At 53.5% G+C, this 12,301-nt stretch carries 8 protein-coding genes; 4 read left to right on the forward strand and 4 right to left on the reverse strand.

Going from position 1 to position 12,301, the window contains the following annotated elements:
* Positions 1–208: 208 nt before the first annotated feature.
* Together WBG83_RS04855 and WBG83_RS04860 are read right to left on the reverse strand one after the other, a co-directional pair.
* Positions 209–1,153 (reverse strand): formate/nitrite transporter family protein, encoded by a 945-nt coding sequence (locus WBG83_RS04855; protein ID WP_336743201.1) that lies wholly within the window; start codon positions 1,151–1,153, stop codon positions 209–211.
* 19 nt (positions 1,154–1,172) lie between these two features.
* Positions 1,173–1,691: a hemerythrin domain-containing protein gene (locus WBG83_RS04860; protein ID WP_336743202.1), complete on the reverse strand. Its 519-nt coding sequence runs from the start codon at positions 1,689–1,691 to the stop codon at positions 1,173–1,175.
* Between the two features lie 245 nt (positions 1,692–1,936).
* On the opposite strand from WBG83_RS04860, the gene WBG83_RS04865 reads away from it, so the two are divergent.
* The 4 genes from WBG83_RS04865 (at position 1,937) to WBG83_RS04880 (ending at position 10,562) form a co-directional block, all read left to right on the forward strand.
* A complete protein-coding gene (locus WBG83_RS04865) occupies positions 1,937–3,412 on the forward strand; it encodes a tagaturonate reductase (protein WP_336743203.1) in 1,476 nt (491 codons plus the stop codon).
* Between the two features lie 22 nt (positions 3,413–3,434).
* The gene (locus WBG83_RS04870; protein ID WP_336743204.1) at positions 3,435–4,949 is read left to right on the forward strand and encodes a UxaA family hydrolase; all 1,515 of its coding nucleotides are present in this window, start codon (positions 3,435–3,437) and stop codon (positions 4,947–4,949) included.
* A 721-nt stretch (positions 4,950–5,670) separates the two neighbouring features.
* The gene (locus tag WBG83_RS04875) at positions 5,671–6,066 is read left to right on the forward strand and encodes a hypothetical protein (protein ID WP_336743205.1); all 396 of its coding nucleotides are present in this window, start codon (positions 5,671–5,673) and stop codon (positions 6,064–6,066) included.
* Positions 6,067–6,179: 113 nt separating this feature from the next.
* Positions 6,180–10,562, forward strand: coding sequence for an NEAT domain-containing protein (locus WBG83_RS04880; RefSeq protein ID WP_336743207.1), 4,383 nt, complete (start codon positions 6,180–6,182; stop codon positions 10,560–10,562).
* Between the two features lie 137 nt (positions 10,563–10,699).
* Here WBG83_RS04880 and WBG83_RS04885 read toward each other — a convergent pair whose 3' ends face one another.
* Positions 10,700–11,248 carry a hemerythrin domain-containing protein gene (locus WBG83_RS04885; RefSeq protein WP_336743208.1) on the reverse strand — a complete coding sequence of 183 codons (549 nt, stop codon included), beginning with the start codon at positions 11,246–11,248 and terminating at the stop codon, positions 10,700–10,702.
* 255 nt (positions 11,249–11,503) lie between these two features.
* The gene (gene pflA, locus WBG83_RS04890) at positions 11,504–12,277 is read right to left on the reverse strand and encodes a pyruvate formate-lyase-activating protein (RefSeq protein WP_336743209.1); all 774 of its coding nucleotides are present in this window, start codon (positions 12,275–12,277) and stop codon (positions 11,504–11,506) included.
* Between the last annotated feature and the right edge of the window lie 24 nt (positions 12,278–12,301).

Raw genomic sequence — 12,301 nt, forward strand, 5'->3', positions numbered from 1 at the left:
CTGACGGTTAGCAGTGACATGCATCACCCGCCGGATGAGCAGTCTGTTAGCCTGTTCTTCAGGAGCTAGTCTTTTTTCATTGTTGATGATCCGCCCGGCCCCGCCGCACTGCCCGTTTGCCCTCCCCAAGCCGCCGGAAGCTGGTCAAAGCCAGTCCGGCGGCTTGCTGCCTTTGCCGCAATCGGGACGTTTCGTCTTCGCACTCTATTTAGTTGATATAGGAATCGGGCGGAAGGACGGCCTCCCGGGAGCGGACCGGGTATACCGGCGTTACCGCCTTTCCGCACCGCGCGCATCTCCCAGCGCGCGGTGTTTCGCTGCATGACGGCGGTCGGTCGACCACATCTGCGGCGCCCGCTTCCGCCTCGGTACCGGCCGCACCCGGCTTGGGCCGCATATACGCCAGATGGTACAAGCCCGCTACAAACAGCACGCCGCCGGCGCCGTTGCCCAGGAATACGGGAACAAAGTTGGCGGCATACTGCCCCCAAGTGGCATGCCCGGCAAAGATCGCGGCGGGAATCAGGAACATATTCGCCACAATGTGCTGGAAGCCGAGGGCTACAAACGCCATCGTCGGAAACCAAATGGCAAGCAGCTGACCGGCGCCGTCCTTGGCCCCATAGCTCATCCACACCGCCAAGGAGACGAGAAGATTGCAGCCGATGCCCGAAATGAAGGCCTGCAGGAACGGCTCCTCCAGCTTGGCATGCGTCAGGGCAAGCGTCTGGGCCAAATAAGGCCCGTGCTCTGTCATGCCGCCGAGATGGCCGAATACATAAGCGACGAGGATGGCTCCGGCAAAATTGCTTAAAGTAATCGCCGTCCAATTCGCCGCCCACTGCCGGCCGCTCACTTGTCCGGCGAAGCCGGCAAACGGCACCGCCATCATATTCCCCGTAAGCAGCTCCCCGCCCGCCACCAGACAAAGAATGAGCCCGATAGGGAAAACGGCGGCCCCGATGAAGAACCGGAAGCCCTCCCAGGAAGGCGGCATGCCCGCGCTGACACGAATAGCCAGAAGAAAGCCAAGCGAGATATACACCCCTGCGGCGAAGCCGAGAAGGAGCTGCGTACGGAGCGGCAGCCAAGCCTTGCGGCACCCGGCCTGAACCGTATGGAGTGCAATTTGGTCCGGTTTTGCGAACCCCATAGAAGCACCTCTCCCCCCGTTAAAATCCGAAGCCGTTCGAACGGTCGGCCAGCGCCGCGATAATTTCTTCCTCCTGGGCAAAATGCTGTCTCATCACGGCGGTCATTTGCAGCAGATACGAAGCAAGCTCCTGGGCCTCGGGACGGCTGACGGGCCTCGTAATCCGTTCCACCGGCTCAAAGTAAGCGTCGAAAAACTGCTCAGCCAGCTCATGCTCTTGCTTCATTAATGTAAACTGGGCCAGCTCCTCATCAAAATACCACGAGATCAGAGGAAACAGCTGCGCCTCCTCCCATTTCAGGTGCTGATCCAAATCCGTCCGGAAGGCCGCGGCCCTTTGCTTCAAGTCGCGCAGCGCTCCCGCCCAGTTCACGACCTTCTCGTCAAGGCCGACGGCCTGAGCCCGGACATGAAGCTCCTCGAGGCGCTCCTTCAGAAGCATATGCTCCTCCTCAAGCCGCTGAACCCATTCATTCAGCTGGTACAATGGATACACAACAGGCGTATACAAGGGGTGATAAGTGGCAGGCTGTCTCATGATTTATCCCTCCGTGAATGAGTAAAATTCAAACGTTGTTGTTGATACCCACAGTATATCGCGATAAAACCTGTAAGTATGTGAAATTAATCACATGACAAAAGCTGTTTTCTTCATCGTCTCATATTCCTTCAGCTTTGTGACTAATCTCACATGCGCTGGCAATGAATCATGCAACAATAGGAATTGTCAAAGGTTCTTGGAAGTTCCTGTATGTCTAATCAGCATAGAAACGGAGGATGCACATGATGATCATGAAACAAAAGCCGGGCGCCAAGCATCCGGAACGGGTATTACAGTTCGGAGAAGGGAATTTCTTGCGGGGGTTTGTGGATTGGATGATTCACCGCATGAATCAGCAGGGCCTGTATGACGGCCAGGCTGTAGTTATTCAGCCGATTGCCGAGGGCCTGTCCGATCAAATCAATGCGCAGAGCGGAATGTACACCCTGCTGCTGCGGGGGATGCTGCAGGGCAAAATGGTGGATGAAGCCGATTTGATTACTTCCATCCGCCGTGCCATCAATCCATATCACGATTATAAAGCGTTTCTTCACTGCGCATTAAACCCGGACCTGCGCATTATTGTATCCAATACCACGGAATCGGGCATTGCCTATGATCCCAAAAATCAATACTATGATGCGCCTCCTGCTTCGTTTCCGGGCAAGCTGACCGTATTTCTCCATAAACGCTTCAAGGCTTTTCAGGGAGACCCTGCCAAAGCATTCATTATTCTTCCCTGCGAGCTCATCGAACGCAACGGGGAACAGCTGAAGCAAATCATTGTCCGCTATGCCAACCAGTGGGGGCTTGGCGAGGATTTCATTGCATGGCTGGATCATAACCATTTCCTGAACACGCTCGTCGATCGTATTGTGACCGGCTACCCCAAAGAGGAGATGAAGCAGCTGACCGCCCGTTTCGGGTATGTCGACCATTTGTTTAATACCGCGGAGCCGTTCCATCTCTGGGTCATTGAAGGCGACACCCGGCTTGCCGAGGAATTCCCGTTGACCCAGGCCGGACTGAATGTCATCTGGACCGATAACATGACCCCTTACCGGACCCGCAAAGTGCGGATACTGAACGGCGCGCATACGATGACAGTGCTTGCAGCTTACCTGGCAGGCAAAGACACCGTCAAGGAATGCATGGATGATAAATGCATCTCGGCCTTTATGAATAAAGGGCTATTCGAGGAAATTATCCCGACGCTGGATCTGCCGAGAGACGAGCTGGAGTCCTATGCGAATGCGGTTATTGAACGCTTTGCCAATCCGTTCATTCATCATCATCTGCTCAGCATTGCGTTAAACTCGGTCTCGAAATTCAAAACACGGGTTCTGCCCTCCCTGCTGGAATACAAGCAGCGGACCGGCAATCTCCCGCCGATCCTCTGCTTCTCGCTGGCGGCACTCATTTTATTTTATCGTGAAGCCCGGTTTGAGAATGGAGTTCATTACGGAGAACGAAACGGCGGCAGCTATAAAATTCAGGATGATGCGCCGCATCTGGAACGGTTTCGGGAAATTTGGTCGGACTGCGACAACAGTCCTGCCGCATTGCGCCGCGTTGCGAAGCAAGTCCTGGCTCATGAGCCGTTCTGGGGAGTCGATCTGGATGCGACCGAGGGCTTGTCCGAACGGATTGCAGACGCGCTGGCACTTATGCTGGCGGAAGGTATAACGGAAGCAATGAAGCAGACGATTCGGGAATAATTTCGAAAGGACGTGCGGCTGGATGACTATCCCGAAGCAATATACGCTTATTCATGAATCCGACGACGTTGCCGTTGCCCTGGCACCGCTGAAGTCGGGAGATACGATCACGCTTCCTGCCGGGACGGTGCTTGCCGTCCGGGAGGACATCGACAAGGGGCACAAAATCGCGCTAAGATCCCGTGAGCCCGGAGACATGATATGCAAGTATGGCTTTCCCATTGGCCATGCCTCCTCCCGGATTGAAGCCGGTGAATGGGTGCATACCCACAATATGCGAACCAATCTGGATGGCGTGCTGGAGTATCAGTACACGCCGGAAGCTGCCGGGAAGCTGCCGACGGCTGCTCCCGGCTCCCCGGGCTGTCCCGAATTTATGGGCTACGTGCGCGAGAACGGGGACGTCGGCATACGCAATGAAATCTGGATCGTAAACACAGTCGGCTGCGTCAATAAGACGGCCGAGCTGCTGGCCCGGGAAGCCAATCAGACGTATGCCGGTTTAACGGACGGCATCTTCACCTTCTCCCATCCGTACGGCTGTTCACAGCTGGGGGATGACCATTTGTATACGCAGCGGATTTTGGCCGGTCTGGTGAATCATCCGAATGCAGCCGGCGTTCTGGTCCTGGGGCTCGGCTGCGAGAATAACAACATCGGCGAATTCCGGAAGCTGATTGACCCGGTCAACGAGCGTCGCCTGAAATTTTTGTCCATTCAGGAAACCGAGGATGAGCTGGCGGCAGGTCTGGAGCTGTTAGGCGAGCTTGTGGAGTATGCCCGAAGCTTCCGGCGTGAGCCGTGCCCCGTCTCGAAGCTTGTCATCGGACTGAAATGCGGCGGCTCGGACGCCTTCTCCGGCATTACGGCCAACCCTCTTCTCGGGCAATGCTCGGATTTGCTTGTCGGCTTCGGAGGGACGACCGTGCTGACGGAGGTTCCGGAGATGTTCGGGGCGGAAACCATCCTGATGAACCGGTGCAGGGATGAATCCACCTTTGAGGACACGGTGCAGCTCATCAACGGTTTTAAGGAATATTACGCCCGGCATAATCAGGTCGTCTACGAGAATCCTTCTCCCGGCAACAAAAAAGGCGGCATTACGACGCTGGAGGAAAAATCGCTGGGCTGTACGCAAAAGGGCGGCACCAGTCCCGTCGTCCATGTCATTCCGTACGGAGGACGGGTCCAGCCGGGCGGGCTTCAGCTTCTGGAGGGTCCGGGCAACGATATCGTCGCCGTCACCGCGTTAACAGCGGCCGGGGCTCACCTGATCTTATTCACAACCGGCCGGGGTACCCCGCTCGGGGCGCCTGTTCCGACGGTCAAGGTATCCTCCAATACGGAGCTGAGCCAGCGCAAGCGCAACTGGATTGATTTTAACGCAGGCAGCCTGCTTGAGAATCGCTCCTTAACCGAGCTTGGCGAAGAGCTGCTGGCTTACGTTCTCGACGTTGCGTCCGGAGAAAAGCATTGCAGCAATGAAAGAAACGGCTACCGGGAAATCGCCATTTTCAAAGATGGCGTAACGCTGTAATTCCTTTTTGAAGCGTAGTCCGCTGACTATTGGCTGAAGCTCATTTTGCTGCCTGCTGTTATTTGGCGTCAATCAAAACGGAAAACGAAAAGCGGTTCTTCTCTGCCGCTTTTCGTTTTGGTGTTAAGAAGTAAAAACAACCTGATACGGAGCTTTCGAAAGGAATAAAGCAGCGTGACGAAGACGCGAATACGAAGCTTTTTTCAATCACTGCAAGCGTTTTCAATTTGGAGATGTGACGATTTATTGACACTTTTTTCACACAGAAAAAATAAATTTTTTTACTCCTTCGCCATGTTAACGCCCAAGTCTCATCCCAGATAAATCAACGGCTTTCCCATAAAAATTGGCAGAAAAAGAGGCAAAAATACAGGGGGAATTTGGGATTGACACCATTTGGAATCCGAAGCTAAGATAGGGGTGTCGATAGTTGGTGCACACATTATCGGCTTTCTGAGAGAAGGGGTACTGCTTATTAGCGCTAATCAGCTACCTCGGGCCGCAGAAATTTTTTTTACACCTAGACTGATAATGATTATCATTATCCTACATAGCACGCTTTTTTCTGTGGCACCTATGTACATGGGAGGGAGGAACGGAGTCGGTTCAATTGTTTTACTAACTTGTTTTACTTGCTCAGGTTGTTGCTGCAGTTGATTTGCTTTCGTTCAATCCATCCTAAAATCAAAAAAATAAAACCAATCCAAGGAGTGTTTATTCCATGATGAAAAAAGCGTTTTCGATGATGATGCTCGTGTTCGTACTTGCTCTTGCAATCGCAGTTCCAGCTTCCGCTGCTTCCAAATCCTATCAGTTCTACTACAACGGCAATGCTTCTTCCCCTTACAACTCCCATGTCAACGCTTTTATCGCTGGTGACGCTGATGTAACTGGCACAACCGTTACGATCACCCTGGCTGGCGAGTACTACGACTTCCTGAACGCTGACAACGGCAGCGGCACTTTTGTAGCTGCAGATCAAGATGTTGACGCTAACGGCAATACGGTATTCACGTTCACTAACTCCAACCCGACTTCGGACATCAACGTACAACTGAACGTACAAGTTCCTGGTCAACACGCTGCAACCTATCCGTTGACTATCCACTGGAACTAAGCTTCCATCTGTAAAATTATAAAACATTGCCAAAACGAAAAGTGGTCATTTGACGACCGCTTTTCGTTTTGGCGTTTGGTCCAAGACCAAATGAAGAAGGAGTGCACTTACAGTTGAAACAACATGTAAAGAAATCCCTTGCCGCCTGGCTTTCGGCAGCCATATTTCTGTCTTCGCTCTTGTCTGCCCTGAACATTGGCGTGAGGACAGCAGAGGCGGCTGTCACCGTGCCGGATGGCGAATATTCGGTAAACTACCGGTACGTCAAAGAAAGCACGATGGATTCCTCTGCGGCCAACCCGTACTTGTATGTTATAAATTCCGGCAAACTTATCGTCAATAATGGTGTCATGCAATTTGAGCATGAGGTTACTCCCAAATATTGGGGCTACTTCGATTACATTGGCTTCCGCAAGCCGGGAGCAAGCAAAGCCGTCATTACGGATACAACCAAGCCGCCGGCTACAGGAACAGAAGGCTATCAGGCTTTGCCTGTCCGCAGTGCCGATAACGGCTCCGGCAGCTTGATTACCACCATCGATGTTGAGAATATTAAAGAATATCCCGATATTTTAATGCATATCGTTATCAAAAATTCACCGGATTACGGTGAGAACTTTGAATATGATCACTGGTATAACGTCCGTTTGGTGATTGATACGAGCACGCTGCCTCTGATCGGAGATGACGATGATGATGGCGAGAACGGCGGAAGCGGGTCTGAGCCGATTACCTTGCAAGCTCTGCAGGGGCTTGTCACGGTCGTTCAAACTGTCTACTCCGATACCTATGAAGGCACCGAGCTCGGCGAATATCCGGCCGGCTCCAAGCAGCCGCTTTACCTTCATCTTCAGGAAGCGGAAGCCTTCCTTGCTTCAGGCAATACCACAGATACAAGTCTGGTTATAGCCGTTTATAACCAACTGCTGGCCGCGTTGAATACTTATCAATCCCTTATGTATTCTGCGGACAAATCTATTCTGAGCGGGCTTATTGTCGTGGTTCAAGCGTTTGTCGATTCCATGGTTGATTTCGGGGAAACGGAAGGCAAGCTCGGCTACACGTACGCTCCAGTCACTCCCGGGGAGTTCTCACAGGGAACAAAAGGGTATTTGGTCGACAGGATCGCGCAATCGGAAGCCGTGGTGGCGAATACGAAAGCCACCCAAGCCGTGGTGGATAAGGCCGTCTATGACCTGGCTACGTATTATAATTCCTACAAGAATTATTATTACATTGCTTCTGAACCGCAAAAGCTGATTGTTCTGGATTCTCTGAGCTCTACGACCGTACCGTCCTCGAACTTTCCGGAAATTTTGGATACGACGGTCTTCATTCAAAATTATGGTTCATCTGACGCCTGGCTTGCCAATATCGCATTTGACGGCCAAGCCAGTATCAGCGAGGTGCTTCAATCCACCCCTAGCGCCAACGGCTCCTTTAGCATTTCAGGGCTAACCTATTCCAATGAATATTACCATGCCCAGGCAGTAACGAAGCAGACGAACGCCGAGCAGCAGGTGTACCAAGCCAAGATTACACGCAGCATCACGACGCAATACTTGCCCAAATGGCAGGGCTTTTCCTACCTGAAATACAAGCTGGACAATGAGACTAAAGAGGTTTATCTCAGCTACAATGCACCGCTGCTGGAAGCCTTGAATTCAGCGGCGGATGAAGCCCGGCTTCTTCTTGACGCATCCATGGCATCAGGTGATGACCAAGCCTTTGAGACCGCCAAGACAGAACTGCAAAGCAAGATCGATGCAGCCCGGACAACAGCGGCCAATCTGGCTTCAACCCGTCCGCAAATCACAACAGCCGATACGAATTTGCAAACCGCATTGACCAGCTTTAAAGCAGCGGCCGCCTATCCGCTTTATTTCTCCGCGGTCCATGCTGCGCAAGATGAATTCTCCACTGCGGACAGCTATTTCGTAAAACCGGCGACCATCTCCGCCGTTGACGGCGAGCTGTATGCGACAATGACGGTCAACGATAGCTCGGCGATAACAGAATTCCAGGTGAAATCCGGCGGAACGTATGTTGATTCCACCGTAGTAAGCGAGGATTCCGCCGCCAACACGCGGGTAATCAAATTCCCGGTAGACAGCTTATCCGCGCTGATTGACGCCAAGGTGCATATCGTGATCCCGGAACAAAGCTATGATTACACTCATGATATCCGTTTGAATTTTAATGGTGTAGATAATCGTGAGCTTTCACAGGCATTTGCAGAAGCTGCCGCTTTCAATCGTACTGCAGTCGCCGGCACAGAGCCGGGCCAATACCCTGCTGCTGCAAAAACCGCTCTGCAAACAGCCATGGCTGCGGCTGGAGCAGAAGCCTCCCGGCTGGACGGCACCAGTGAACAGTCTGCGGCAGCGCTGCAGGCCATTCAGCAGGCTCTGATTACGTTCAAGGCGTCTGTTATTGTTGAAACACCGGAGGAGCTTGCGGATGGAGACTACACCATCCCTTACACCATCTACAAAAAAGGCACCAGCGATCCTTCCGTTATGTATGATTATGTGGACAAAAACAGCGGCAAGCTCACTGTGAGCGGCGGCAAGAACTACGTCTCTCTCTCCTTAAAGCAAAGCGCTGAGATCAAGTCCTTTAAAACCGAGGTTAACGGCGCTCTGACCGAGACAGAGACTGTCAGTGAAGACACTGCTGCCAATACGCGCACGGTCCGTTTTGAAGTGCCGGATTTGGATTCCCGCTTGAACGGCTGGGTCAAAATTTACTGGGTTCTGCCTGAACCAATCGGCCTTTACGACCATGAATACGATGTGGAGCTTGGCTTCGGCACGCCGGTGCCGGTAGTCGTTGCTGTGGACAAAACAGAGCTGGCCAGCCAAATTGCTACAGCAGAAGCCAAGCTGGCTGCAGCCGTTGAAGGAACGGCAGCCGGGCAGTATATTGCAGGCTCCAAAGCCACCCTGCAAACAGCTATTAACGAGGCTGAAGCTGTTGCCACCAGCGCAGTCGCAACACAAGAACAGGTCGATGCAGCCGCGGCGGCGCTGAAAAAATCGGTTTCCAGCTTCCTTGCATCTGTCATCCTGGCCAATGCAAATTATAGCTTTAATTTGCCGGACACGATTAAGGATGGTTCAGGGACACCGCTGCTGAACTTCATTTCTCCCCAAGCGAGCTTCAACGTAAGCGGCGGTAAACAAATGGCAACCGTCAAGCTGCTTGCGGGTGTTACGTTTAAAAAGGTTCAATTGAAGCAAGCGGACGGGACGCTGGTAGATCTCGATGTCACCACGGAAGCCAAGCAAGCAGGTATCGTCCGCGTGCTTAGTACCGACAGCAGCACAACAGCCGTGACCTTTGAAGTTGCGGACCGGACAGCCGTTTATGTGCTCGGATTGCTGGATTCCGCGCAAACCGAGCGTACCTTTGAAATTGATTTCCCTGAGCTTACACTGGTAGCGGTAACGGATTCCAGCTCGGGCAGTGGCAAAAGCCGCTCCGGCGGAAGCAGCAGCTCTGCCGCAGCCGCCAAAACCTTAGCGGAAACACTGGAGGCTGGAAGCTATTCCATCAGCTACACGCTGCTTTCCAAAGGAACCGCACAGGCATCTGCCGCAAGCGAGTTCGTGAAGCAGCCAGCGAAGCTGGAGGTGAAGGACGGAAAGAGCTATGTTGTTTTAACTCTCGCCCATGATGAAGTGGTCAGCCTGAAAATTGCAGGCACCGACGGCGCTTGGACAGATGCGGAAACGGTGTCCGTCAACAGCAATTCAAATGAAAGAATCGTCCGCTTCCCGATTCAATATGCAACAACCAAAGTGACAGCCCAGTTTGTCCTTGCGGCCTCTGGCAAAGCCGCCGTAACGCACGAGGCAGAATTCAGCTTTGACAGCAGCAGCCTTCAAGCTGAAGCGGCTCAGCCTTCAGACAACGGGCAAACCGAAACACCGGGTCAACAGCCTTCCGCAGGAGGCAGCCTCCTTGACCTTCAAAGTCACTGGGCCAAAGCCAAAATCGAGCGCGCCGTAGAACTTGGTATTGTGAACGGCTACGAGGATGGAAGCTTCCGTCCGGATGCCAGCATTAATCGCGCGGAGTTCACGACGCTGCTGAGCAAAGCGCTCAAGCTGGAGCAAGGCGCCGGGGCGCTGAGCTTCTCGGATGAAGACAGCATTCCCGCATGGGTGAAGCCTTATCTTGCTCCTGTCGTGCAGGCGGGAATTATCGGGGGATATGAAGACGGCTCCTTCCGGGCTGACCGCGCCATCAGCCGGGCCGAGCTGGCTGTGATGATCGTCCGCGCCTTGAGCCTCGATGTAGACGCTAGCGCAGTATCCGCCTTTGCGGATGCAAGCAGCATCCCGCAGTGGGCGCAAGCTGAAGTTTCCGCAGCGTATAAGCTCGGCATGATTAACGGACGGGATAACAACCTGTTCGCCCCGAACGAAAGCGCTACGCGTGCTGAGGCAGTCTCTCTGATTCTGGCCCTTTACGACGCTGTGCAAAAATAATGTTGCTCTGCCGGACAGCTGGCATTCGATGAAGGCTGTCCGGTTTTTTACGTTCACAGCCCAGCCAGCCCCTGTCCGGGATCGGACAGGGGCTGGCTGGGCTGTATAATGATCGGTAGCTGAATGCCTCTTTGGCTTCACTGCGGCTCCCATGCCTCAATCGACACGACCTCTTCGGCTAACGGCAGCAGTATCCCCTCCTCCAGCTCCAAATGCTCCTTCACCAGCCGGCAGGCGTGCAGCAGCTGGTCTTTGGCACGTTCAAACACGTCCCACAGAAGGGCGGTTCCGGTCCAACAGCTGTCCGCCAGCTCAAAATAACCGTCCAAAAACGTCTTGGTCAGCTCGTGCTCTTTTTCAAGCATCCATAAGGAGGTCATCAGCACCGGGCGGCTCGGGATATCGAAGCAGCGGTTCACCATCGGGAAGAACTCACCATCCTCCCAGTCGGAATGCTCCTCAAGCTTCGCCACGAAGCCCAGGGCTGCAGCCTTCAGCTCTCCCAGCATCGGCGCAGCCTCCGGGGCCCCGAGGCTGCACATTTGTTTCATAATATCCTCTATATAAGAGATGGCTTCCCGCAAATCGGCATGATCGCGAAGATACCGCTGAAGCCGATTAGTCAAGAACCCGATCGAGACAGAGGTTCCTTCCTGCATCTTTAATTGAAGCTGCATTTGATCCATTCATCCTTCTCCTTCCAGGACCAGATAGACCGCCGTGTCTGTCTGGTTGTTTGCAAAACTGAATATGAACGGTGCCGCTAAAAGGAATGTCCTGCATCACTGGCTGCCCCCGGCGCAACGAAACCATGAAACGGGACGACATGCCGCCGTACAACCTAATGCCGGGCAAGGAGCGGCCTTTTTACTTGCGGCTCTGCATCATTCCCTGCGCCAAAAGCCCGCAGCCTGAATCGGCCTCGGGCTTTCATTTTCAGCTTAATTCACCTGCGTCAATGAATCTGATGTATTTATTATACCCGCTGCTGCTTCGGCTTGGACTGCTTCCATAATGATGCGCTGCGCGCGTTCCACCTCACGCTCGGAAGGGGTTGGCACTCCTTCCAGCGGGTAGGTCTTGTTGAGCTGCTGCCACTTGTAAACTCCCATCCGGTGGTACGGGAGCAGCTCGATTTTGTCAACTCCATTCAGTCCGCCAATAAACCGGCCGAGCGCGTGCAAATCCTCATAGCTGTCTGTAATGCCGGGAACCAGCACATGGCGAATCCACAGCTTCTGGCCCCGCTCCGACAAGTAACGGGCAAACCGCAAAATCCGGTCGTTCGGCTGACTCGTTAGAGCCTCATGCTTGCTCCGGTTCATCTGCTTCAAATCGAGCAGCACCAGATCCGTTACGTCCAGCAGCGCCTTGGCATGCTCCGGATCACAGAACCCGGAAGAATCAATCGTGGTATGAAGCCCGAAACGGGACTTGATTTCGTGAAATAATTGGGCAATGAACGGGGCCTGTAGTGTCGGCTCCCCGCCGGTTACTGTAATGCCCCCGCCGGAACGCTCGTAATAGGGCAAGTACGGCTCCAGCTCAGCGATGATGTCCTCCACGCTAACCTGTCTGCCGCCTGCCGTATCCCAAGTATCCGGATTATGGCAAAATCCGCACTGGAGCGCACAGCCTTGCATGAACAGCACAAAGCGAATGCCCGGACCGTCTACCGTTCCGAAGGTGTCAATGGAATGAATTCGGCCTTTCATGAGGGCACACTCCTTTCGGGCTTC

Origin of the sequence: Paenibacillus sp. y28, from assembly GCF_037137075.1 — a bacterium.
Classification (GTDB): Bacteria; Bacillota; Bacilli; order Paenibacillales; family NBRC-103111; genus JBBBNV01.

Excerpts from the sequence above, each read along its gene's own strand:
- WBG83_RS04870 (WP_336743204.1), top strand. The coding sequence starts at position 3,435 with ATGACTATCCCGAAGCAATATACGCTTATTCATGAATCCGACGACGTT.
- WBG83_RS04865 (WP_336743203.1), top strand. The coding sequence starts at position 1,937 with ATGATGATCATGAAACAAAAGCCGGGCGCCAAGCATCCGGAACGGGTA.
- pflA (WP_336743209.1), bottom strand. The coding sequence starts at position 12,277 with ATGAAAGGCCGAATTCATTCCATTGACACCTTCGGAACGGTAGACGGT.
- WBG83_RS04885 (WP_336743208.1), bottom strand. The coding sequence starts at position 11,248 with ATGGATCAAATGCAGCTTCAATTAAAGATGCAGGAAGGAACCTCTGTC.
- WBG83_RS04855 (WP_336743201.1), bottom strand. The coding sequence starts at position 1,153 with ATGGGGTTCGCAAAACCGGACCAAATTGCACTCCATACGGTTCAGGCC.
- WBG83_RS04860 (WP_336743202.1), bottom strand. The coding sequence starts at position 1,691 with ATGAGACAGCCTGCCACTTATCACCCCTTGTATACGCCTGTTGTGTAT.
- WBG83_RS04875 (WP_336743205.1), top strand. The coding sequence starts at position 5,671 with ATGATGAAAAAAGCGTTTTCGATGATGATGCTCGTGTTCGTACTTGCT.